Origin of the sequence: Prevotella multiformis, from assembly GCF_018127985.1 — a bacterium.
GTDB lineage: Bacteria > Bacteroidota > Bacteroidia > Bacteroidales > Bacteroidaceae > Prevotella > Prevotella multiformis.
On sequence record NZ_CP072358.1, the window covers coordinates 323,497 to 348,080 of the forward strand.

General features: G+C 49.4%; 22 protein-coding genes. 5 read left to right on the top strand and 17 right to left on the bottom strand.

Annotation, left to right across the window (positions count from 1 at the left end; translation table 11 throughout):
* Positions 1-308: 308 nt before the first annotated feature.
* The 4 genes from J4864_RS07680 to J4864_RS07695 all read left to right on the top strand — a co-directional run bounded on the left by J4864_RS07680 (position 309) and on the right by J4864_RS07695 (position 5,977).
* Positions 309-2,888 carry an ATP-binding protein gene (locus tag J4864_RS07680; protein ID WP_211815192.1) on the top strand — a complete coding sequence of 860 codons (2,580 nt, stop codon included), beginning with the start codon at positions 309-311 and terminating at the stop codon, positions 2,886-2,888.
* The gene (locus tag J4864_RS07685) at positions 2,878-3,528 is read left to right on the top strand and encodes a response regulator (protein WP_004365062.1); all 651 of its coding nucleotides are present in this window, start codon (positions 2,878-2,880) and stop codon (positions 3,526-3,528) included. Before J4864_RS07680 ends, J4864_RS07685 begins: the two co-directional genes overlap by 11 nt.
* A gap of 1 nt (position 3,529) precedes the next feature.
* Complete coding sequence (locus tag J4864_RS07690) at positions 3,530-4,072, top strand: HNH endonuclease signature motif containing protein (RefSeq protein WP_004365065.1); 543 nt, start codon at positions 3,530-3,532, stop codon at positions 4,070-4,072.
* A gap of 75 nt (positions 4,073-4,147) precedes the next feature.
* The gene (locus J4864_RS07695) at positions 4,148-5,977 is read left to right on the top strand and encodes an HsdM family class I SAM-dependent methyltransferase (protein WP_048799961.1); all 1,830 of its coding nucleotides are present in this window, start codon (positions 4,148-4,150) and stop codon (positions 5,975-5,977) included.
* Between the two features lie 710 nt (positions 5,978-6,687).
* Here the strand turns inward: J4864_RS07695 and tnpC are convergent.
* The 4 genes from tnpC to J4864_RS07715 all read right to left on the bottom strand — a co-directional run bounded on the left by tnpC (position 6,688) and on the right by J4864_RS07715 (position 9,886).
* Positions 6,688-8,232: an IS66 family transposase gene (gene tnpC, locus J4864_RS07700; RefSeq protein WP_246479505.1), complete on the bottom strand. Its 1,545-nt coding sequence runs from the start codon at positions 8,230-8,232 to the stop codon at positions 6,688-6,690.
* 156 nt (positions 8,233-8,388) lie between these two features.
* Complete coding sequence (tnpB, locus tag J4864_RS07705; protein WP_211815193.1) at positions 8,389-8,733, bottom strand: IS66 family insertion sequence element accessory protein TnpB; 345 nt, start codon at positions 8,731-8,733, stop codon at positions 8,389-8,391.
* Positions 8,734-8,965: 232 nt separating this feature from the next.
* A complete protein-coding gene (locus J4864_RS07710; protein ID WP_211815194.1) occupies positions 8,966-9,553 on the bottom strand; it encodes an SMI1/KNR4 family protein in 588 nt (195 codons plus the stop codon).
* A 78-nt stretch (positions 9,554-9,631) separates the two neighbouring features.
* A complete protein-coding gene (locus tag J4864_RS07715; RefSeq protein WP_246479507.1) occupies positions 9,632-9,886 on the bottom strand; it encodes a hypothetical protein in 255 nt (84 codons plus the stop codon).
* Positions 9,887-9,997: 111 nt separating this feature from the next.
* Here J4864_RS07715 and J4864_RS07720 point away from each other — a divergent pair, with 111 nt between their 5' ends.
* Positions 9,998-10,168 carry a hypothetical protein gene (locus J4864_RS07720; RefSeq protein ID WP_211815195.1) on the top strand — a complete coding sequence of 57 codons (171 nt, stop codon included), beginning with the start codon at positions 9,998-10,000 and terminating at the stop codon, positions 10,166-10,168.
* Between the two features lie 87 nt (positions 10,169-10,255).
* On the opposite strand, the gene rodA is transcribed toward J4864_RS07720, so the two are convergent.
* The 13 genes from rodA to J4864_RS07785 all read right to left on the bottom strand — a co-directional run bounded on the left by rodA (position 10,256) and on the right by J4864_RS07785 (position 24,581).
* Complete coding sequence (rodA, locus tag J4864_RS07725; protein WP_211815196.1) at positions 10,256-11,731, bottom strand: rod shape-determining protein RodA; 1,476 nt, start codon at positions 11,729-11,731, stop codon at positions 10,256-10,258.
* Complete coding sequence (locus J4864_RS07730) at positions 11,721-13,955, bottom strand: penicillin-binding transpeptidase domain-containing protein (protein ID WP_211815197.1); 2,235 nt, start codon at positions 13,953-13,955, stop codon at positions 11,721-11,723. The genes rodA and J4864_RS07730 overlap by 11 nt, the downstream gene beginning before the upstream one ends.
* A 3-nt stretch (positions 13,956-13,958) precedes the next feature.
* Entirely contained in the window at positions 13,959-14,459 is a 501-nt protein-coding gene (gene mreD, locus J4864_RS07735; RefSeq protein WP_007366651.1) for a rod shape-determining protein MreD, read from the bottom strand.
* Positions 14,460-14,464: 5 nt separating this feature from the next.
* A complete protein-coding gene (locus J4864_RS07740; protein ID WP_211815198.1) occupies positions 14,465-14,686 on the bottom strand; it encodes a hypothetical protein in 222 nt (73 codons plus the stop codon).
* Positions 14,687-14,773: 87 nt separating this feature from the next.
* Entirely contained in the window at positions 14,774-15,658 is an 885-nt protein-coding gene (mreC, locus tag J4864_RS07745) for a rod shape-determining protein MreC (RefSeq protein ID WP_007366653.1), read from the bottom strand.
* A gap of 13 nt (positions 15,659-15,671) precedes the next feature.
* Complete coding sequence (locus J4864_RS07750; protein WP_007366654.1) at positions 15,672-16,694, bottom strand: rod shape-determining protein; 1,023 nt, start codon at positions 16,692-16,694, stop codon at positions 15,672-15,674.
* 47 nt (positions 16,695-16,741) lie between these two features.
* Positions 16,742-17,338, bottom strand: a complete 597-nt coding sequence (locus J4864_RS07755) for a bifunctional phosphoribosylaminoimidazolecarboxamide formyltransferase/IMP cyclohydrolase PurH (protein ID WP_007366655.1) — start codon at positions 17,336-17,338, stop codon at positions 16,742-16,744.
* A 369-nt stretch (positions 17,339-17,707) separates the two neighbouring features.
* On the bottom strand, positions 17,708-18,040 hold the full coding sequence (locus J4864_RS07760) for a cupin domain-containing protein (protein WP_211815199.1): 333 nt from the start codon (positions 18,038-18,040) through the stop codon (positions 17,708-17,710).
* Positions 18,037-18,465, bottom strand: coding sequence for a hypothetical protein (locus tag J4864_RS07765; protein ID WP_211815200.1), 429 nt, complete (start codon positions 18,463-18,465; stop codon positions 18,037-18,039). The genes J4864_RS07760 and J4864_RS07765 overlap by 4 nt, the downstream gene beginning before the upstream one ends.
* Positions 18,395-21,655 carry a TonB-dependent receptor gene (locus J4864_RS07770; protein ID WP_211815201.1) on the bottom strand — a complete coding sequence of 1,087 codons (3,261 nt, stop codon included), beginning with the start codon at positions 21,653-21,655 and terminating at the stop codon, positions 18,395-18,397. Before J4864_RS07770 ends, J4864_RS07765 begins: the two co-directional genes overlap by 71 nt.
* Before the next feature lie 239 nt (positions 21,656-21,894).
* On the bottom strand, positions 21,895-22,674 hold the full coding sequence (locus tag J4864_RS07775) for an RsmE family RNA methyltransferase (RefSeq protein WP_211815202.1): 780 nt from the start codon (positions 22,672-22,674) through the stop codon (positions 21,895-21,897).
* A gap of 46 nt (positions 22,675-22,720) precedes the next feature.
* The gene (locus tag J4864_RS07780; protein ID WP_007366661.1) at positions 22,721-23,269 is read right to left on the bottom strand and encodes a bifunctional nuclease family protein; all 549 of its coding nucleotides are present in this window, start codon (positions 23,267-23,269) and stop codon (positions 22,721-22,723) included.
* Positions 23,270-23,318: 49 nt separating this feature from the next.
* Positions 23,319-24,581, bottom strand: a complete 1,263-nt coding sequence (locus J4864_RS07785) for an MFS transporter (protein ID WP_007366662.1) — start codon at positions 24,579-24,581, stop codon at positions 23,319-23,321.
* Between the last annotated feature and the right edge of the window lie 3 nt (positions 24,582-24,584).

A 24,584-nucleotide genomic window follows, 5' to 3' on the forward strand; every position in this document is an offset into this window, starting at 1 on the left:
TGTCTTCAGCATGAGAACTCATGAGAATAGGTATAAGAAATTCACTATCACAGAGCGAATGACGGCTGACAAAATATTTTATTTCCTTGATTACTTTTCTTTCTGTATCAGCAAGGACATCTTGTTGTGTCTGATAATGCTACCGTGCATCGCAACAGATGTAACTGCATATTTATTACTGCAAACATGTCGCTTAATTTTTATTACTTATTTGTAAAAACAGAATTATATGAAATCTGTTTATATTAATATATATAGTTATACATCAGAGAACTCCGATATATATCATATTTAATAAAACATCAAATATGCCAACACGCATACCATTTAAAGTATCAGCACGGACGGCTCGTCTTATAGGTCGAGAGAATGTGGCAACTGCCAAAGGCGCCATTATTGAATTAGTGAAAAATGGATATGATGCCGATAGCCGATTTAGCATTATACTCATCGACAATTTGTATGGAGTATACCACAATCATTTGAATGTGAACGATTATGACCATCTGTTAAAAAATGGAATAACACCCTCCTTGCTCGAATCCATATACCTGAAAACGGAAAATGGATATTATGAGCGTACTGATGTGAACATAGAGAAAATTGGCATTTTGAAGAAAGAACTACAGAAGAATACAACTCTTTATATTATTGATGCGGGTGAGGGAATGACTGGCAATATCATTAAAAATTGCTGGATGACTATAGGTACTGATAACAAATCCATGAATTATGTGACCCATGGTGGTCGCGTGAAAGCTGGAGCCAAGGGTATTGGGCGCTTTGCACTAGATAAACTTGGTGAACAATGTGAAATGTATACTTTTTTCAATACCGAGGTTCATAAGGATGTAGATGATGATGGCAATCCATCACATTATAGAGGTTATCATTGGGTAGTCAACTGGAACGAATTTGAAGGCTCTAATAAGACCATTGATAGTATTAGTGCAGAATTAGAGGGCATCTCTGACATATCATTTATGGACTGTCTCAATGACCTTCCTCTCACAGATAACCTACAACAACTTGTTGCTGAGCAACCTGTTCATCATGGCACTATTCTAAAAATCAAAAAACTCCGTGATATATGGGACGCAGACGCAACTAAGCGTATCTATGATGACCTGAGCGTACTTGTTCCACCGACTGAGAGCCGCGAGTTTGTCATCAATCTCCAGTCGCTCGGTGAACCATCTAAGTATGGTGAAGTAGAAAGTTCCTTCTGTGATGATTATGACTATAAAATAGAAGCTCATGCTGATGTCAATCAGGAAGTGAGTATCCGCATTTATCGCCAAGAATACAATACAGAGGCACTACCATTATCTTTCTTCAATCGAGAGAATCAGAAGCAATATCCTTATCGTCGTGAAGATTTCCTTCGAGGCTTCTGGGAGACAATGCGAACGTTCCCTCAGCTGATACCAGGATATAGAGACTTCGATACTGACGGTATTCTCAATCGTATAGGATCATTTGATTTTATATTCTATTATCTTAAGCGATCTGCAACTCGCAATGATGAAACTCGTTTCTTCTATCGCCAGTGTCCTTATAATCTTCGTAAAAGTTGGCTAGACAAATATGGTGGAATTAAACTGTTTCGCGATAGCTTTCGTGTTCGTCCTTATGGCGAGAAAAATGATTCCGCTTTTGACTGGTTAGCCTTAGGTATGCGTAAAAACAATAGCCCTGCGGGTGTTGCTAAAAAGACTGGGGGATATCGAGTTGAAGCCGAGAATATTGCTGGTTCCATCCTTATTTCTCGTGTTACTAATCTTGACTTCGAAGATAAGTCCAGCCGTGAAGGCTTACAGGAGAATAAGACTTTTTCCATCTTTCAACAGCTTATCATTGGCATCATCAAGATTTTTGAAGATGACCGATCTTTAATTGCACGAGAACTGGCTGCTGATGACGAAGATCGCAATGGTGCAACTCGTGATCGTGAACGGGCAGAAGAACTTGCCCAAAAGATAATTGCACAAACACGTCAATCTTCACTTTCTGATGAAAACTTAGGTGATAGCCAATTTATTGATAAGTCCTCCGCAAACTATCAACTCAGACTTCTTGCAAACATCAATGAACAGAAAACGGAAGAAATTAAAATGCTTCGCGAAGAACAACGTATACTCCGTGCCTTGGCAAGTAGTGGATTGATGCTTGCTTCCTTCGCTCACGATCTGAGTAAACTCAATGACTCTCTTGATTATCGTTATGATAAAATTAAGAAACTATTTTGTACGAAAGTCAATGAAGAGGATTTTCCAGAGGAACGTAGAAAAAATCCTTTCTTATTGTTAGAGCAAGCCAAGCAGAATGATTTTAAGATGCAGCAATGGCTTAATTTCTCGACAGACATTATAAAGAAGGATAAGCGTCGCAGAAAAGCAGTAAATTTCATTACTTATTTTGAGAAATTGGCAGAAATATGGGCTGGCATCTTTGCGGATAGGGGTATTCGCTTCGAACATTCAAATGTGGATAATAACTCAATGCGAGTGTTCGAAATCGATCTTGATAGTATTTTCTACAATTTGATATCCAATTCTGTAGAAGCATTTATACGTTCTCGTGAGCAACGCGAACGCATTGTTGAGATATCACTTCACACTACAGAGAAGAGTTTTATTTGTACCTATAAAGATAATGGCCCAGGTCTCTCTGCCGATATAGTTGATCCGAACATCATCTTTCAACCTCTGTTTACCACTAAACGTAATGTATCAACAGGTGAAGAAATAGGAACAGGATTAGGTATGTGGCTGGTCAAACTAATTGCAGAGGACAATGATGCACGAGTTATTTTGCTTACACCATCTATAGGATTTGGACTTCAAATTATATTTCCAATTAAATATAAAGTAAATAATGGATTATAGAGTATTGTTTATTGATGAGGAGGATTCCCAGCAAGAGCATTTCGTAGATTATTTCGAATCAGTATATAACGATGTCACTCCTATGTGCATGCTACCATCTGCTACATTGGAGGAGATGCTGGAAAAAATAAATGACTATTGTCCCGATGCAGTTATAGCAGATTTTCGGCTCAATGAGTATCAAACAGGTGTGAAATACAATGTGTCCTATACCGGTATAGAACTTATCAATGCTATACGTAAGGAACGAGAAGGATTCCCTTGCTTTGTCATCACATCGTTTGAAGACGATGCCGTCAATGATACTGACGATGTCAACTTAGTTTATATTAAGTCTATCCTAAAGTTAGGCGATGAGAGTGCTAAAGTCCCATTTGCGACTCGTGTTATCAATCAAATAGATAAATATAAGGTAAAAATTGCTAATGCCAGACAAGAGCTTATGAATCTTATAGCTAAGCGCAACAATGGCGAAGCTAATGTTCGGGATGAAGAATATATTATAGAGTTAGATTCCTTCTTAGAGAAATCTTTTGGTGCTCACGATTCTATTCCTACAAACCTGAAACAATTGTCTAATCTCAAGAAACTCAATTCTTTAATTGACAAAGTTGACGCTTTACTTGGAAAATTAGAATAGCATGACACATCTTTTCAGAACTATAGCACCCAAGCGTACTTGTACAAAGAAGTACTCTGATTATCATAAATATAAGGATGCACTTTCGGAAGATTTCAATCATAAATGTGGTTATACAGATTGCTCTGAGAGATGGTTTGGTGGAAAACGCACTTTCCAAATAGATCATCTCAAACCTAAATCAAAACATCCCGGGTTGATTCATGAATATAGTAACCTTGTTTATTGTTGTGCATATGTTAATCGTGCTAAATGGCATGATGATAGTCCAAACTACCTTGATCCTTGCAATGTGGACTTTAATACACATTTCGAACGCGATGACAACGGATTTATTATGCCCAAGACACTGCAAGGGAAGTATATGGTAGAGCACCTACAGCTTGATTTATATCGTTATGCTATCATTTGGAATCTTGATAGACTTTCCGAAAAGATTGATAAATTGAACGAAGTTACAAATCGATCTGGAAAGCTTAAGAGGATACTTTTCCAACTGTATGAAGAATACTACAAATACACAAAGTATCTCGTAGATAAATAATTCAGATAAATAATAATGTATATTGTTGTTCATTTTTTGGCTTAGACATGTCAAGAACGAACACAGAAGTATCTTATGAATAATAATATTTTTAGATATTTAAAAAAGAAAAAACTGACGGATCCCTTTCTAGTGAACAGTTTGTTTGTATCAGCTTATGTTCAGGAGAGGAAATGGTCTATTTTATATTGTTCTACTATTAAACGCTTATTATGTTGTGAGCATAGAGATGTCGCAGATTTCATTCATATACTGAAAGAAAATGGATTTAAGTTTTGTCTAGAGGATTTGATGGCACTATTCGAATATGTGATTTCTCCATCAGACAGAATTGTTACTGGTGCTGTATATACTCCAATTGGTGTTAGAAAACGAATTATCAGAGATTGCTTAAAGCAATGTAGTGGTCTTGCCAATATAAGGGCTGCGGATATTTCATGTGGATGTGGGGGATTCCTTATAGATATAGCCCTGTTCATTCACAAGACAACAAAAAAGAGTTTCGCAAGGATATTTGCTGAGAACATCTATGGCATTGATATTCAGCCGTATTCAGTGGAGAGAACAAAGATATTATTGTCTCTATTAGCTTTGGAAAATAATGAAGATGATGATTTCGAATTTAATATTCTAAAAGCAGATACGCTTGATTTCCATTCAAAACAATGGAATCAACAATATTCTCAGTTTGATGTGATTGTGGGAAATCCCCCTTATATCTGTTCAAGAAAACTTAGTGATGAGACAAGAGAGAAAATATTACGTTATGAAGTATGCCAAAGTGGACATCCAGACTTATATATTCCATTCTTTCAGATAGCTTTTGAGATGTTGAAAAAGCATGGCGTATTAGGCTATATCACTATGAACTCTTTCTTGAGATCTGTGAATGGTCGGGCAGTGAGGCGCTATTTCTCAGAGAATAGCATGAATATCAAAATTATCGATTTTCGAGGATTCCAAATATTTAAATCTAAGAGTACTTATACTTGTCTTTTTTATCTGAAGAATGGAATAAAGAGACGATATGTGCAATATATGATAAATGAGAAAGGTAATCTTTTTCAGAAGCCTCAATTTGCCAAGGTGGCATACGATGACCTGGATGATATGAAAGGTTGGAGTCTAAATGACTACAATAACATGCTTCCGTTGGAGCAGATAGGCACACCTATAGGTAAATACTGTGAATTGCGTCATGGGATTGCAACTTTGAACAATAGTGTCTATATCTTTAAGCCCATAGAAACTTATGCAGACAGATACGTGATGATGAAAGAGGGGCGACTGTATGAGATAGAAGCAGAAATTTGTAGGGATGTGGTCAATCCCAACAAGCTTAATTCTGAAGTAAGTTTTGATGATATCATTGAAAAGGTTATTTATCCTTATCAATTAGAGGCGGATGGTCATGTCAAAGTGATTAATGAGGAGATTATGAATACCCGAACTCCTTTGGCTTATGCCTATCTCATAAAGAATCGAGCCCTATTGGCTACTCGGGATAAAGGTAAGACCAATAAGTATCCTGCATGGTATGCTTTTGGTAGAACTCAATCTTTGAAGATGCCAAGATATAAATTGTTCTTTCCGAAATTTGCTAATAAGCCCATTCATTGTGTTTTAAAGGATGATGAGAATATGCTCCTTTATAACGGTATCGCTTTTGTTTCGGATAATGAGAGACAGTTGCAGATAGTTAAATGCATTATGGAATCAAACATCTTTTGGACGTATATCAAAAAGAATAGCAAACCGTATGCATCAGGTTATTATTCTCTGTCTGGGGTATATATCAAAAATTTCGGGGTTCCAAATTTTACTAGTATGGAGTCAAATCGTCTGATTGCAATGAAAGATAAAGATGAGATAGAAAATATGCTACTCAAGCATTATAACATGTAAATTTGGAAAAAATACATGGAATATATAGAATGAATGATAAATAGACACGTGTCATTCATAATTAGTATATTCGAAGGAATCCTTGTCGATCTCGATTCCAATGCAGGTCATAGCATCTTTTATTTGATTGAATATATCCTTATAATTTATCATCGCTAGCACGGGATAAAAGCCCCAATGAACCTATTCAGATTTCAGATGTAAAGATGTTGGGGACTAAACGAGACCTTTGCAAAACTCTCATTTTTATATTTTCCTTAATTCCGCAACTAAACACGTAATTTGGCATTAATATTTTTTATAAGTCTCTGAGGAACAATTGGTTCCTCAGAGTTTTGCTATTTGTAGGATTTTCACTAACTTTATGGTGTCAAAAAATCAAAGTACAATCCTACTTAGCATGGCAAAGATAGCAATAAAAAACGTAAGCATCCAAAATTCGCCGTATTGATACTTCACAAAAAAGCCCTTATATGACAGGTTTCATATAAGGGCTTTATATTATTTGCAGTTTATGGGCAGTAGCTTAATCGATTCATCCTCCTTCATGTCCAGCAGAGGTTTTGCTAAGACGTGCCTTAACCATCCGTAAGGTTCTATCCTTGCCTCCCTGCAACAGGCCATGAATGTATAGTAAGCATCCAAAATTCGCCGTATTGATACTTCACAAAAATGCCCTTATATGACAGGTTTCATATAAGGGCTTTATGTTATTTGCAGTTTATGGGCAGTAGCTTAATCAATTCATCCTCCTTCATGTCCAGCAGAGGTTTTGCCAAGACGTGCCTCAACCATCCGTAAGGTTCTATCCTTGCCTCCCTGCAACAGGCCATGAATGTATAGAAGATGGCATTGTTTTTCGCTCCCTCGTTATTGCCGCAGAACAGGTAGTTCTTTCTTCCCAGCGTGATGGGCCTGATGGCTTGTTCCATGAGGTTGTTGTCTATGTTGAAACGCCCGTCCTGTACGTATCGGCTGATACGTATCCATACGGAGAAGGCATAGCGCAGGGCTTTCTCCATGGCTTCGTTGGGGAGGTACTGCTTGTGTACTTCCTTAAAATATGCTTCAAGTGACTTCAGTATGGGATAGGCTTTGGATTTCCGTTCAGCCAGAACTTGCTCATGGCCGGCGTTGCCGTGCCTCAGGTTTTCTTCCAACTCGTAAAGTGCGGCGATGGTGTCGACTATGTGGGCGGCATTCTTGTCGTCTGCAGCTAAATGCTCGAACTTTCGCCGGACATGGGCCATGCAGCCCAACAGTTCTATGCCCTGAACGTTTTCAAACCTGCCGTATGCCTCATACCCGTCGGATTGTATGGCACCGTGGTAGCCTTTGAAAAGCTCGTCGGGCACGGCGCCCGACCGTGAACCTTCCTTCCAGTGGAAGAATACGCCCCGGGAATGCAGCGCATCCCTCACTCCCCAGAGGTACCCCCTGCGGGTCTTGCCCTTGCGGTCGGCAACCTGTACGCTGGTCTCATCAACTTGCAGGTAGGGGCTCTTCAAAATCAGCCCCGCTTGAAGCTTATACAGGGGATGCAGTGCATCGGCGGCACCGTGAACCCAACGGTTTATGGTTGAGGTGGGGGTGTTGATGCCGTGCTCCTTCCATCTGGCACTCTGCCTATACTCCGGCAGGTGACAGGCAAACTTTCCCGTGACGATCTCGGCCAGCAGGGAGGCGTCGGCAAAACAATCCACTGCCTGCCTCTGCAAGGGGGCTTCCAGTATGCCGACCTTCGCATCCGTTGGCCTTGCATCCTTCTGACGGCAGACAACGCGGTCTTCAACCTTGACATAAAAGCAAGGGGGACGTAGGCACAAGTGTTCAGTCCTGTCATGCCCGATGACGACCATACGTTCCGCATCATAACCCCCGGGATAGATTACCACAACCTCCCGCTCTATGTCGTCAGGAACGTAAGAGGCGTACGGCCTGCCTTTTCTTGAAGGGCGGGTGGCGCGGCTTGCCTCTCGGCGGCGCTTGGCCTGCTGCTTTATCTCGTCGATGATGGGAAGTGTTTCTGCGTGAAGCGGCGAACCTTCCTTTGCCCACTGTTCATCGAAGAGCGTGCCAGCCCACCCGTCGGGACTTTCCGGCAGGCGCTTCTCGCTGCGCCTACCGAATACCATACGTTCTAGTTCAAGGATGCGGCGGGACTTTCTTGCCAGCTCGGCATCCTTTTGCACAAGCTCGGCATCCTTTTGTTCAAGCTCGGCATTCTTTTGCTCAAGCTCTACGTCCTTACGCATAAGCTCCATGTCCTTTTGCACGAGAAGATTTACAACGTCTTCTCGAGTTAAGAAACGATAGTCAAGCGCAGTTTTGTTGTTGAACGTATTCATCAGCATGCCAGTCATTTATACAATAAAAAGATACGAAAAACATCTGACATGAGCAAGAAAACATCAAGGTTTGTTGTAACGTTTTCTTCGATAGCAACGGGGATTTATACCTTCCATGTAAAGGACCAATTCGTCCCACCGAAGTTCATAAAACCCTGCGGCCTGCTGCATAATCTTACCACTTAAACAGCCCTGCGCCATCTGCTTGTGATACACAACAAAGCCACAACGTTCCCAATGGAGCAATTTGATGCGGTTGCGAGGGCGATTATAAAACACATAGACACAGCCATAAGAAGGGTTGAAGTCATTACCACGTACGAATTGACATAAGCGGAGGATTCCCTGACGCATATCAACAGGAGTACAACAAACACGATAAACATTTGTTTCGTTGAGTGCAAACATATTTTTTTGCACAAAGGGAGGAAACAAAACATATCGGAAAAAGACGGCGAATATTGGATGCTTACGTTTTATGTTATATACTCTAATAACGTTTCCGATTCGGATTTATTGTATACCCGTTGTTAATACCCTTATAAGAGTGTTCGTCAATACCCTTATATGAGTGTTCGTCAATACCCTTATATGGGTGTTCACTGATACCCTTATATGACTAATATCACGAGGCTTTATATTACCTTTTAATTGGGGTGGTATAAAGGTCTTCATCTATTTTTCTTCCCCTCTCATCAAACAGTGAGTATATCCTCTTTAACTCTGATATAAGCATTTGCTCGAACGTTTCCCATTGGAATAGGGAGGTTGCATCGTCTCTATCACAATAGTGCACGGTGCTTGTTCTTTTATCTATATAAAGATAAGAACCGTCCCAGTCATAACCACCTATAAAGAAATGGTCGTCTGCCGCATTTCGAGGTCTTTCCCGAATGTTTGCCGTAATAATCGAAAACGGTTGGCGGCTTTCATCAGTGCTTCTTTTATAGTTTCTTCTTAACCCGTCTAAACAAAAGGTTCCAACCAATATGTCTAACCCATTGCTTACATCTAACAAGAATTTTTTATAATCGATGGGAATTTCCATGCCCAATTCTTTCTCCAATGCTTGGACATCGTTCTTACTTAGCGGAGGATACAGGGTGTTTAGCCAAGCCTCGGGGGCTATATGGGGCGCTTTTCCTATAAGGATTGCACCGGTGGATTGGGATTCTTCAATACCCTGGTCCTGAAATCTATAAATTAAATCCCTATATGTTTTATTCATATTCTATTTTTCTATATACGCTATACTATTTATGGTAAAGGCTCATCATTAAAAATGAAGAATTTGACAATAGTTGATTTAATCTCTATTGATTTTCTTCCCACTTGATGGATTCCTGTAATTACCATTATACCTACTAAGATGTTCTCCACCTTTCTTCACAAATTCAATATTTGACGGATCACCAGCATCTTCTGGATGTCCTTTTACACTATTAATGTGATGTCCTTCGTAACCCTTTACTTTTCCTGTTTCTTTTAATTCCTTTAATTCTTTCTTTGTCCATCTTCTGGAACCGCACCCTGTCCTTTCCCCTAATTCCGCAGTGTACAATCATGTAAGGAATCCAAGTGGCAGAGAAACAAAGTTCTCAAAACACTTGGATATGTCAGAATTTTCACCTATCTTGGTGCTGCAAACATAACAAGCAAGCAAAAAACTGACATGACAAAGGTAGCAATTAAAAACGAGAATATCACTTCCTTCGGAGGAATCTATCACATCATGGATGTTTTTTCAAAGTCGGGTTTTGAGAAACTTACTGAATCAGTATTGGGCAGACACGGATGCAGCGTAGGCATCCTGAACTTTAGCCGTCTGACTTCCCTGTCGTAGGGGCAATCATGCCGTTGTCATGTCTGGCCATTGAAGTATCTTGCTGCCGCGGCCATGGCCTTGGCCTCCGTCCCCGGCCCATGGCTTCTATTGCCGGATCAGGTTGCGCCCGGCATCGATACGGAGGAAGATAAAGAGAAGCAGGGTAAAGCCCCACAGAGAGGAACCGCCGTAACTGAAGAAAGGCAGCGGAATGCCGATGACAGGCGTCAGGCCGAGCACCATCCCGACATTGATGAAAAGATGGAACAGGAAAATCCCCGCGACACAATAGCCATAGACCCGCCCGAACTTGAAAGGCTGCCGCTCGGCAAGATACATCAGCCGCAGGATAAGGCAGAGGAACAGGATGAGCACAGCAGCCGACCCGAGGAATCCCTCCTCCTCGCCGACGGTACAGAATATAAAGTCGGTATCCTGCTCCGGCACGAACTTGAGTTTCGTCTGCGTACCGTTCAGGAATCCCTTGCCCTGCAGGCCGCCCGACCCGATGGCAATCTCGCTCTGGTGGACATTGTAGCCTGCTCCCGCCAGATCCTCGTCAAGACCCAAAAGGACGTTGATGCGCACACGCTGGTGAGGCTGCATGACATCATTCAGCACATAGTCGGCCGAATAGAAGAAAGCTATCGACCCCAAAGCGAACAATGCTATATAGAAATAATTGGCAAAGCGTGTGTTCAGGGCGTTGTAGACCAGATAACCGATGACACCGGCCGACAACACCAGCTGTACCCAGACGATATCAAAAGGAATGACGAACTCGGAGAAGAGCAGCGCCAGGGCGGTGAAACCAAAGACATATGCGAGCAGCAGGCGCGTCTTCCCCCTGTCGCCCACATACACCCACACCATGACCGACGAGAAAATCTGGACAAGCAGCAGGACAACGAACTTGCCCACAGAGGTGGGCGTATCCCACAGCAGAACCTCCTCGTACTTGATGCCGACCACGAAGTAGACGACCATCGCCAGCCCCATGAAGAGGAACGACCCCGGCATTCCTTCCCGGTAGAACATGAGAAAGAACGACAGATAGACAAGGGCGGAGCCCGTCTCCCGCTGTCCTACAATACAGAGCATCGGCAGGAAGATGATGCCGCAGGCCCCGGCAAAGTGTTTCCAGTTCTTCATGGTGAAACCATAGGCCGACATGAACTTGGCGATCGCCAGGGCGGTGGCGAACTTGGCGAACTCGGCAGGCTGCAGGCGGAGCGGCCCCATGACTATCCACGACCGCGACCCCTTGATGCTGTGGGGATTGAAGATGGTGGCGAAGAGTAACAGCACGAGAAGGCCGTAGATAATGTAAGCGAAGGTATCGTAGAAGCGGTCGTCCATCATCAGGAGTACGAAGCCCAGGCAGACGGACGTGCCGATCCACACGACCTGCATGCCCGAGCGGCTGGCCAGCGAGAAGATCTCGGTGTCGCCATACGTATAACTGGCACCGCAGACACTCACCCATCCGAAGACGAGCAGTGCGATGTAGATACCTATCGTCCACCAGTCCAGCGAACGGAGCACCCCGGGCTGTCTATCTGCTGCATAATTACTTGGCACGGTTTACGTTCTCCTTGCTTTTCGACTTGTCTTTGGACGGTTTCCCCTTGTCCTTCGACCTGTCCTTACTTTTATCTTTGCGCTCCTTGCGGGAGTCCCTGCTGTCCTTCTCTTTCTCCTTTTCCTTCCTGTCGCCTTCCCTGTCTCTGTCCTTGTCTTTCTTCTCCGGCCTGACCAGCTCTTCCGGTTCGACACGGATGGCAGGGTCGTTCTGCGGCTGCCTGTTCTTCTCCTTCTCCTCCGCCTCTTTCTTCGCCTGCGCCTCCTTTGCCCTGTCGGCTTCTTCCCGGTCCTGCTTCTCCCTGACCATCTTCAGCGAATCACGGATGATGTTCACACGCTTTATGGAGTCCAGACGGAGGGAGTCAGCATGCGACAGCGGCCGCTTGAACGGATAAGAGATATGCCGTTTCTGGATGGCGGCCGCCCTGGCGGCATCGCCTTCGGTCAGCTTCCCGTTGATGTACTGTTCGATCATCAGCGACCCGATCGGCACACCGAACTCGGCACCGAATCCGCCGTTCTCCACATAGACGGCAATGGCAATCTTCGGCGTATCGACCGGTGCGAAACCCATGAATACGGAGTGGTCCTTGCCGCGGTTCTGCGCCGTACCCGTCTTTCCCGCCAGCGAGTAACCGGGATGAACGGCATAGGCACAGGTTCCGCCGCGTACGGAAGACATCATGCCGGCTATCACCTCCTGATAGGCCCGGACGCTTCCTTTCGTCCGATGGCGTTCCATGTATTTGCGGTCGAGCGGCTTCCCCTGGATACGGCGCACGACGTGCGGCGTGACGTAATAGCCCCGGTTGGCGATCGTCGCACCGAGATTGGCGATCTGCAGAGGCGTAAGGTTCACCTCGCCCTGTCCGATGGAGATGGAGATGACCGACAGCGGGTTCCACGTCTTGAAGGCATGGTCGTAGAACTTCGCATTCGGAATCATCCCGCGCTTCTCACCGGGAAGGTCGATGCCCAGCTTGTATCCGAATCCCATGGACACCATGTAGTCGCGCCAGACATCCATGGCATCGTCGAGTGTCCTGTACTTGCGGCGGTTGGAGAGCATGTGGTAAAGTCCCCAGCAGAAGAAGCTGTTGCAGGAAGTGCTGATGGCGGGGACCAGCGAGAGCGGGGACGGATGACTGTGGCAGCCTACGTGCAGTCCCTTGAAATAGAAACCGTGGTGACAGGGATACCGGGTCGAATCGGAGATGATTCCCTCCGTATAATACGTGACGGCCTGACCGGTCTTGAATGTCGACCCCGGGGGATACTGTCCCATGATGGCACGGTTGAGCAGAGGTTTCGCCGGGTCAAGCGTAAGGTCGTGCTGGTACTTTCCGCGCAGCTTGCCGATCATCGCCCGGGGATCGAAGGTCGGCGAAGACACCATCGCCAGAACCTGTCCTGTCTTCGGCTCGATCGCCACGACGGCGCCGAGCTTACCCTCCATCAGCCGTTCGCCGAGTGCCTGGAGATCGGCATCAAGGCCGAGCTGCAGGTCGCGTCCGGGGTGCGGCCGCTGGTCGTACTTGCCGTTCTGGTAACGTCCCTGTATCTGGCCGTGGGCGTCGCGGAGCAGGATCTGCACGCCCTTGCGTCCGCGCAGGTCCTTTTCGTATTCACGCTCGACACCCATCTTTCCGATATAGTCGCCCGGCTGGTAGTAGTCGTCTTCCTCGATGTCGCTCTGGCTCACCTCCGCCACGTCACCGAGCACGTGTGCGGCGACAGGACGCTGATACTGGCGGACGCTGCGTTTCTGTATGTAGAAGCCGGGGAAGCGGTAGAGCTTCTCCTGAAAGGCACTGAACTCCTTGTCGCTCAGCTGGCTCAGGAAGAGCTGCTGGGTAAAGCGGGAATAGCCGGGGTTCTTGTTCCGGTCCTTGATGCTGAGCATCCGGTTGATGAAGTCGGCCTTGGTGATATTCAAAGCCTTGCAGAACTCAAGCGTATCGAGGTGGCCGGCCATCTCATTGGTGACGACCATGATGTCGTAGGCCGGCTGGTTGTAGACCAGCAGCCTGCCCTTCCTGTCCGTGATCGAACCGCGCGAGGGGAACTCGATCTTCTTCAGAAAAGCATTCGAGTCGGCGCTCTTCCGATAGTCGTCGCTGGCTATCTGAAGCGCAAAAAGACGTACGATGTAGATCGCCACAATGCCGATGGCGACCGCACTGAGCACAAGGCGGCGATTCTCAAGATTGTAATCTTTCATATCCTACCGCCTCCTTACGTTCTCGACTACAAGAATAAGAATCAGTGTGAGCAGCGAACTGCCGCCGATGCACTGCAGCCATTCCAGCACGTTGAAGAAGCTGAACATCTCCAACGAGAAGAAGGCCACATTGTATATCAGGATGAGAATGGCGGCATACCACGTGTACTGTGGGATGCCGAGCGTGTCCATGCCGGGCTGGAAATCTTCGCTGCTGTCACGAGGGATAAAAGGACGCAGCACGAAGGGCTGCAGGGCCGCCGTCAGTGTCAGCGACCCGGCGGCGACTCCCGGCGTGTTAGAGAAAGCGTCAATGATGACGCCCATCAGAAAGCCCCACAGCAGGATCGCCCACTGGGGATAGTCGCGCGGGAAAAGAAGGATGAAATAGACATAAAGCAACGGCGTGGCGACAGCAAACAGATGGATGTGGTTGAGAACAAACACCTGTGCCACCGTCAGGACGGCAAACCCTAACAAACGTTTAAGGAAATCTACATTCATTCTGTCTATTCTAATTCAAAGGGAATCAATGCCTCATGTCCGGCATGTTCTAAAAACTCCGCATCCGGCTGCTGCTGATATGAATACCGTCCGCTTCCCGTGCCTTGCACTGCATCCGGTTCGGCTGCTTCCGCTTCCCTTTCAGCCGCGGCGTCCGCCGTACGGCTTTCAGGCAGAGCGGCAGCATCCGTCTGCCAAGAGGCGGGAATCCATTGAAGGAACTTCATAGAACCCGCCGTAAGATCTTCAGCCCACAGGAAGAGAGCCGTCCCCAAGGTTATCCTTCGCCCGGCATACCGCCGCCCGGCCACCGCCTACTGTCCCTGACTGGCATTCTGCTCCTCGAGCGGCCGGATGGAATCCTGCGCCGCCCTGATGACCTGCCGCTGCTCCCTGACGGAGGCATCATCAATGACGCAGACATCACGGAGGTTGCCGAAATCGGTGGAGAGCTGTATCTGAAGCCGGTAGGAAAGACCGTCTTCCGAATTATAGACGTGCCTGATCCTGCCGACCAGTACCCCCGCCGGGAACACAGAGGAATAGCCGCTCGTCACGACGCGGTCGCCCAGCTTGAACTTGGCATGTCGGGGCACATCGTCCAGATAGGCCACATCGCTGGCCCCTCCGTTCCAGTGGAGGTAGCCGAAGTAGTCGCGCCCCTGAACGGAACAGCTGATGTTCGACTTCGAGTTCAGCACCGGAATGATGACAGCATAGTGGATGCCCGCCATATAGACGATGCCTACGACACCGTTGCCGCATGCCACGCCCATGTCCTTGCGCACCCCGTCCCACGTTCCCTTGTTGATGGTAATGAAGTTGTCGGGGCGGTCGAGTGAATTGGCAACCACCTTCGCCTGGATCAGACGGAACTTCGACAGGAAACGATACTGCCCGCGGTGCAGGAAGGTGGAATCCTTCGTACGGTCGTAAAGCTGCGAAGACAGTTCCTTCACCTGCTGCTCCAGCTCGAGATTGCGCCGGGTCAGCTGCTCGTTCGCCTCGCCCATCGTCAGGTAGGACGTCACCTTCGAGCTCGCCTCGTATGCCAGCCCGGCGAAATAGTTCGCTGATGTGAACCACACACTGCCCTGATAGTCATTGAATCGGAACAGGAGAACCATACTCAAGACTTCCAGGGCAACGAACAAGAACCAATGCTTGTACTTAGCAAGGAACTCTGTCAGATTGTGCATGAACGTCGGTCTGTTATCTCATCAAGAACGAGAAACGGTCTACGTTCTTCAATGCAATGCCTGCGCCCTTGGCCACACTGTGCAGCGGATCCTCGGCGATATGGAACGGAATGTTGATCTTGTCGGTCAGCCGCTTGTCGATGCCACGGAGCAGCGCACCGCCGCCGCTGAGGTAGATGCCGTTCTTCACGATGTCTGCATACAGCTCGGGCGGCGTGTTCTCGAGTGCCGAGAGCACGGCGTTCTCGATCTTGGCGACTGTCTTGTCAAGGCAGTGGGCAATCTCCTGATAGCAGACAGGAACCTCCATCGGCAGGGCCGTGATGCGGTTAGGGCCGTGGACGATATAGTCTTCCGGGGCTTCCTCGCCCAGGTCGGTCAGCGCAGACCCCACGTGGAGCTTGATGCGCTCGGCCATGCGTTCGCTGACCTTCACGTTGTGCTGGCGGCTCATGTATTCCTGAATGTCCGCCGTGAGGTCGTCGCCGGCCACACGGAGGGAGTTGTTGCATACGATACCTCCCAGGGAAATCACGGCAATCTCGGTGCTGCCGCCGCCGATGTCGACGATCATGTTGCCTTCCGGCGCCTCGACGTCAAGCCCCATGCCGAGGGCCGCTGCCATAGGCTCGAAGATCAGGTAGACATCACGGCCGTCCGCATGTTCGGCTGAATCGCGGACAGCACGCAGCTCTACTTCGGTAGAGCCTGACGGAACGCCGATCACCATACGCAGCGACGGAGAGAAGAAGCGGTTGCCGCTGTGCACCATCTTGATCAGTCCGCGCATCATCTGTTCGCAGGCGGTAAAGTCGGCGATGACACCGTCGTGCAGCGGACGGATGGTACGGATGTTGGGATGTTCCTTCTCGTACATCATCTTGGCATCGCCGCCCACGGCAATCATCTTGTCCGTACGACGGTCCAATGCCACCACAGACGGCTCGTCAACGACGATCTTGTCATCACTGATAATAATCGTGTTCGCCGTTCCCAGGTCCATAGCAATCTCCTGGATAAATGAAAATAATCCCATTAATCAATGTATATTTTGTAAGTGTATATTCCGTTCTTCAAACAGGGCTATTCCGTGGCGAACCACTCATGGATAGCGGTGTCGTAATGGCTGCTGACCCCAAAGGCACGCTCGGCAAACATCCGGCGGTCTTCCAGGTCGGTCTTCGCCCCCTTCGTATTGAGAAGCTGAAGCAGCACGGGGTACTCGGCCTTGCTCGGGATGATGACGACATCCTTGAAATTCTTGCCGCCGGCACGTATCAGCGAGATACCGCCGATGTCGATCTTCTCGATGATGTCTTCGGCACTGGCACCGCTCGCCACAGTCTGCTCGAAAGGATAAAGGTCCACGATGACAAGGTCGATTGCCGGGATGTCGTACTCCCGCATCTGCGCCTGGTCGCCCTCGTTGTCACGACGTGCGAGGATTCCTCCGAAGACTTTCGGGTGGAGGGTCTTCACGCGTCCGCCGAGGATGGAGGGATAGGTCGTCACATCCTCCACCTTCCGGCATTCGTAACCCAACGACTCGATGAACTCCTGCGTCCCGCCCGTACTGAGGAATTTCACGCCTTCCTCGTCCAGCTTCTTGAGCAGGTCCTCAAGTCCGTCCTTGTGGAAAACCGAGATCAGAGCGGTCTTAATCTGTTTTGTACCAGCCATTATAAAACGTTTTATGGATTTGAATTGCAAAGTTACTAATTATAAGCGACTATGCAACATTTTAATTCAAAAAAAACCAAAAGACAGCCAACTATTTGCTGAAAGTCAATCGCTTCGCCAGTCCGGCCCGCATGGCAGACAGGAGCTGGGAAAGGCGGAGACGGATGCGCCGGTCGGTGTCTCTCCCCGCGCAGACGCATGGGACAGGGATTCCTGACCGGTCGGGAATCCGGTTCCCGACGGCCGGTACCGCTGTTCCCAGCGGCCGGGAACACCCGTCCCGACGACCGGGAGCAACGGACAGTGCTGCCTAACGTCGGGAGGACGACTACTTTTCGTCTTGCTTTCAAACTCGGCTGACGGATGATGTCACCGCAGTGCCGGGACAATGGCAAGATAGACGACATCGTGGTCGGTACGGTTCTCGAACCAGTGGAAATGTCCTTCCGGACAATAATGCACCTGCCCTACCCTCGCCGTCTCCGTCGTATCGTCATAATGGACGGTCAGCTCTCCGCTGAGGACATACATCGCCTCGAACGTACCCGTATGCTGATGGTGGCCGCTGCTGGCACCCGGCCGCAAGGTGGAATACATGATGCGTGCCTTTTCGTCCACATAGGCCCGCACGTCGAGCCGCCCTTTTCCGCCTTTGAATCCTTCGATATGCGCTTCGGCAATCCTGTCAAAATCAATGATCATAATGCTTCCTTTTTAAGGCATGTCCTAAAAACGCCACGTTGGTCTATCGCTGACAGGGGCTTTTCCTGCCCTTTAAGTTCTTTGCCTTCATAAGGCGTCTTCAGCTTTCTTTCCCAGCCGCACAGCCCGCCCTGCACCTGCAAGAGGAAAGCAGAACCAGCCCGCCTGAAAGGCAAAAACCCGTCAAAGGTGATTTCCAGAACCTGCCTGAATTTCTCTCCGGCAAAATTACATAAAAATATTGAATAACACGCCGGACAGAGAAAGAATGCTTCTTCCTTCGGCGGAGAGGCAGAAAAAAAAGCAGAAACTCCGGCCGGAGTTTCTGCTTTTTCATTTTGTCTCTTCTGAAGATCAGAAAGTATAACGCAAGCCGACCTGACCGCGCCAGCGGCTGTAATAGTCGCTGTAATCACGTGTCGCATAGCCGCCGGTGAACTGGTAATGACCGTTCTTCTGGTAGTTTACAGGACTGTAGTAAACGCCGAAGCCGTCGCCATGGGTATGTCCCCAGTCCTTGTTCAGCAGGTTGCCGACGTTGATGATGTCGAAGCTCAGTTCGAGCGAGTTCATCTGTCCGCCTACCTTGAAGCTGTACTTCTGTGCGAGGTGTACGTCGAAGTGATGCTCGAAGGCGAGATTGTCCGCATAACGCTTGTAGAACTCTCCGCGGTGCTTCTTCATGTACGAGTCGTTGCCGATCCAGTACTTCATCAGCTGCCGCTGCATGTCCTCCGTCAGCTTGGGAGCCGTGAAGCCTTCGCCGAACACGGCCTTCGTAAGCGCATTGGCAGAGAAGTCGGTCTCGTCGAAACGCATTTTGTCAATCTGCGCATCAGTCGGGATGAAGAACAGGTCGTTGCCGTTGGCGCCGTCCTCGTTGACGTCACCGTAGTAATAGAGGGTATAAGGCGAGCCGCTGCGTCCCTGATAGATCAGTCCGACCGTGGTCTGCCACTCTTTCTTGGATCCGTAGTTTGCGTGATAGTAAACGGAAGCCTGAAGCCGGTGAGGCACATTATAGGCGGAGCGGCCGAGTTCCGGATCGTTGGAATTCCGGTAAGTGTAGTTGAATCTCCAGTTGCTCTCTGCAACGGAAGAGCCGCCGTTGTTCACACTCATGGACCGTGTCCAGGTGTAGCTTGCCATGAGGTCAAGACCGAAGTTGAAATGCTTCTCCGCCTTCAGACTCAGGTTCACGGTGTAACCTTTCGACGTATTGCTCAGCTTGTAGATGTTGGCAAAAGGCGTACCGTTCGTCGTCTTGGCAAAGAGCGGCCGGTTGTCCTCGACCGGTGAGCCTGCACTGCCGTAGACCTGGCCGTAGGTCTTGCCGGTCTGCTCGTAGGCAAGGTTCTGGTAGAGGATGTCGTTCAGCGTCTTCGAGTAGATGGCCTCTGCTGTCCAGTTGATGCCCAGCACATTGAAATCAAAGCCGAGATTGAAGCGCAGGTTCTGCGCGAACTTGAAGTGACGGTCGTAGACGTTGATGGTCTGGCTGCCGGTCGCCTTCAGCTTCGAGGCATTGGCCTCCTGTGCGTTCGGGTCGAGCAGCAGATCCAGTCCGTTGGTCTTATAGGAATTGTAGGTGGAGAGCTGGATGCCCGTGTTGGAGTAGTTGTTGCTGATCCATACGAACGGTATGCGGCCGGTGAACACGCCGGCACCACCGCGGAGAATGAACCTGTGGTCGTGGTTGATGTCCCAGCGGAAGCCTACACGCGGACTCCAGAGCGGCGTGCTTGACAGTTTCTGATTGGTCTTGACGTTCCATCCTCTCGTCTCGGCATACTGGTTGAACGGCTCGTTGGCCGTCGGCGTGTCAAAGATGATCGGCATGTCCATACGGAGTCCGTAGGTCAGCTGGAAATTGTTGGAAACGTCCCATTTGTCCTGCGCATAGAAACTCAGCTGTGCCGCACCGAAGGAAGCCTCCCACCTCGGGTCGCCAGTCACATCCGTATTGGCATGACCGTAACGGTACTGGTTGAGGTAGGACTTCGCAGGGTCTATCGTCCCTGCGACATAATCATCGTAGTAGCTCTTGAAAGCATCGTAGTTCTTGAAGGTATAGCTGCCGAAAAGATCCTGGATAAAGAGGTTCGTGAACTTATACAGTTCGTTGTGCGTACCGAAGGTGTAGGTGTGGTTGCCCTTGTACCAGGTAAGGTTGTCCTCCAGGGTGTAGATGTCCTGGTCCAGACGGTTGGCCATGGAGGAACGCTCGATGCCCAGGTTGACGGAACCGCCGCCGACATTGTTGACGGAAATGCTCGGATATTCGCCGTTGATGTCACGTTTGTCCCTCACGCGTACATAGCTGGCACGCGCCTCGTTGGCCACCGACGGAGAGAGACGGCTCTGCAGCTCGGCGATGAACGAGTTGGTCACGCTCTTGAACGGATAGGCATAGCTGCTGCCGTTGAGGGCTTTGCGCGAACCGGCGTTGTTCAGCTGGGACGCACTGACGATGCTCCAGCGCAAGGTGGCCTTGTTGGTCTCGTTGATGTTCCAGTCCAGTTTCAGTCCGCCCTTGTCGCTCCTTGTGTAAATATCCTCGGTAGAGAGAGCCGTGGGATAGTTCACTCCCTGACGCTGTGCTAGGTCGGCAATCTTCGCAAGTACATCGCTGGCCTTGGCGGCATCGACAGCAGATGACTCCGCTCCGAGCGTGTAAAGGTTCGGATAGGTCTTGTTGGTCTTCTCATAGTTGGCAAAGAAGAAGAGCTTGTCCTTGATGATCGGACCGCCGAAGGTAATGCCGGCATTGTACTCCTGCTGCTTGTTGTACTTGGGCGCATAGCCGCCGTCGGCGAGAGGATACTTGGATCCGATGAGGTTCTGGTTGTTGCCGAAACCATAGACACTGCCATGGAAAACATTCGTTCCGCTCTTGGTAATGGCGTTGATGGCACCTCCCGTGAAACCGCCCTGACGGACGTCAAAAGGTGCGACGTTCACCTGAATCTGCTCAATCGTCTCCATGGAAACAGGCTGGGCACCGGCCTGACCGCCGTTGGCACCGTCGGCAGCAAGACCGAAAACATCGTTGTTGGCCGCACCGTCAATCATGAAGGAATTGTAACGGTTGCTCGTTCCGGCGAACGACATGGCACCGTTGTTGGAGGTCGTCAGCTGCGGATTGAGGCGTGCCACATCGGCAATACCGTGAGTGATGCTCGGCATATCGGCAATCTGCTTGGAACTAAGGCTCGTTGCCGCTCCTGTCTTCGTAGCATTGACACCGGCACTTCCTGTCACGACGACTTCCTGAAGTTCCTTGGAGTCGTCCTGAAGCGAGCAGGAGAGTTCTTCCGTCTCGCCGAGGCGGAGCGTCACGTTCTCAAACGTCTTCGTCTTCTGGCCGACGTAAGCGACCGACACCTTGTACGGACCGCCCACACGCATGCCCTGGATGGTGTAGCGGCCGTCAATGTTCGTCACAGCCCGGTAGACTGTTCCCGATGGCACATGGGTCGCCGTAACGGTAGCCCCGATGACATCCTCGCCCTGAGACGTTACCTTGCCGCTGATTCCTGATGTTGTAATCTGTGCCATGACGGTTGTTGTCATGGCAAGCAACAACGTAACCAAGAAAAGTAATCTTTTCTGCATAGTTCTGCTAAGAGATTAAATGAAATAATAACGTTATTTAAATGTATGTTGCAAATATAAGCAAATTTTCCGATACTTACACGGTAAACCGTAAAAAAGTTGTAACGACCTCTGCTTACCCTATCCTTATCCTGCCCTCCTCATCACAGCCTATCATCGCCTACTATCACCTATTACTGCCTGTCCTACTCATCATTGCCTATCACCGCCTATCACCACCTTCCATCAAAAAAAGCAGCCTACACCCTTCGTGCAAGCTGCGACATCATCACGGCACTCAGCCCTGCCGTCTCCGTGCGCAGACGGCTGTTCCCCAGCGTGACACTCTCAAAGCCATGCGCCATGGCAAGGCGGATCTCGTCGATAGAGAAGTCCCCCTCAGGCCCTATCAGTACGGTAAGATCCTCTGCCGGAGAGGGGGTATCCGCATCTGTCTGCCTCCGGTCCTGTGAAGACCGTACCGCCGGGAAGACGCAGCTGATGGCGGAGAAGAAGTCTGCACGAGGAATCTCCGGATAACAATGACAGATATATTTCCGTCCGTTATCAGGACAGTGCTCGATGAACGACCGGAAGGACATCATCGGGTTGACCGCCGGCTTCCACCCTTTCCGACTCTGCTTTACAGCCGAAATGACGATTTTCTCGATACGGTCTGTCCGCAAGGTCTTGCGTTCGGAGAACTTGCAGTCCAGGAAGCTGAGCACGTCAAACCCCACTTCCGTGGCCTTCTCTGCCATCCACTCCATGCGCCCCATGTCTTTCGTAGGGGCTATGGCAAGATGGATCCGTCCTCTCCAGGCGCGTGTCTGCCGCAAGGTCTGCCGGATGACATAGATACATTTCTTTGTCGTCGCCAGTGCCACCTCCGCCCGATAGAAGCATCCTTCACCGTCCATCAGGAACAGCTCGTCCCCTTCCTTCAGCCGCAGGACACGCAGCGCATGGACGGCTTCCTCGGCCGGCAGCTCGTTCACCGCAGCCGCATCAGGCACATAAAAATATCTCGCTTCTTTCATTGTTGGTCTCTGACGGGAGCGGCCTCAAGAGGGCATCCCGCACACATTATCCCTCCTTTTTCCTGTGCTTCAACTCATCCCGGAGCATGGAAGCCAGTTCGTAGTTCTCGTCTTCTATCGCCTTGTCCAGCGCCTGACGCAGCATCTCTACGCTCAGCGCGTTGACCGGCAGGGCTATCTTGTTCCTGTCGGCATGGTTGCCCACGCTCTGCCGGTTGAAGAGATGCTCCTCCATGAAGATGTCCAGCTTCGCCACCTGTGCCAGCAGTACGGCATCAGAGGCACGGACCGGTGTAAGACTCAGATCGTCCTTGTCGACCAGGAGCGCCTTGTACTGGCCGTCGATGATCGAATTGAAGAGAATCTCATAATGGACACCGGTCATCCGGGGATTCACACTGCACAGCACTTCCGGCAGCAGCCGTTCCGTGACGGCTGCATCCCCCGTCCGAAGTCCAAGTTCATACTCCATGCGCCCGTCGCATACAATGGCGACCTGCCTTGTATGCGAAAGATCTGACAGGATAAGAAGCCCCAGCTCCGGTCCTCCCACGATCTGGGATATTCCCGTATATACCAACTGGACTTTGCTCATTATGAATTGTTCTCTTACACCTTATACAATACACATCCTCAGCCGCCCCCTACGCTTTCCTGGGACGGAAGATCAAAGCGAAGCTGACACCCACGACAAAGGCATAACCTGCGAAGATGAACCAGCAGGACTGCCAGTCGCCGACCGTCAGCGTGTCCGTTCCCACCTGCTGCGGATGGGTATAGACATTGATGACGGCCTGCGCCGCCAGCGTCCCTATCGTCGCCCCTACTCCATTCGTCATCAGCATGAACAGCCCCTGCGCCGACGAGCGGAGCGCCGGTTCCGTACTGTTGTCCACGAACAGCGAGCCCGATATGTTGAAGAAGTCGAAGGCAACGCCGTAGACTATCATCGACAGCACGAAGAGCAGTACTCCGGGGAAGCCCGGATTGCCCACCCCGAACAGTCCGAAGCGCAGCACCCATGCGAACATGGCTATCAGCATGACATTCTTGATGCCGTAATGCCGCATGAAGAAAGGTATCAGCAGAATACAGCAGGTCTCGCTGATCTGTGAAAGACTGATCAGGATATTGGCATGCTGCACGCCGAAGGCCTGTGCGAACTCCTGCTGTGCGCCGAAGCTGAACAGGAACGGATTGGCAAAGCTGTTGGTAATCTGAAGGCTCACGCCCAGCAGCATGGAGAAGATAAAGAAGATGGCCATCTTCTTCTGCCTGAACAGTGTGAAGGCACGCAGGCCGAAGGCATCGACGAAGCTCTTCTTGTCCGTCCCCTTACTGACTTCGCACTTCGGCAGCGTAAAGGTATAGAGGAACAGAATGATGCTCACCGCCCCGGAAGTGACAAACTGGTTCTGGTTGCTCTGGAAGCCCAGGAGGTCGACCAGCCACATGGTAAGGATGAATCCGATCGTCCCGAACACACGGATCGGCGGAAAGTCCTTCACCGTGTCCATGCCCGCCCGAGTCAGTGCGCTGTATGCCACGGAGTTGGTTAGTGCCAGTGTCGGCATGTAGAATGCTACCGACAGCGAATAAAGCGTGAAGATAATGGAGAACTCCGCATGACCGCCCGCACCCAGACCGTAGCCTGCCGTGGCAAACATGAACAGTCCTGCAAGCAGATGGCAGAAGCCCAACAGCCGCTGGGCAGGCACCCAGCGGTCGGCCACGATGCCCATCAGCGCCGGCATGAAAATAGACACTATTCCCTGCATGGAATAAAACCAGCCGATCTCCGGGCCAATCCCGATATTCCCAAGATAACGACCCATAGAGGTCAGATAAGCTCCCCACACCGCGAACTCCAGGAAGTTCATCAGTGCCAAACGTACCTTCAAATTCATGTT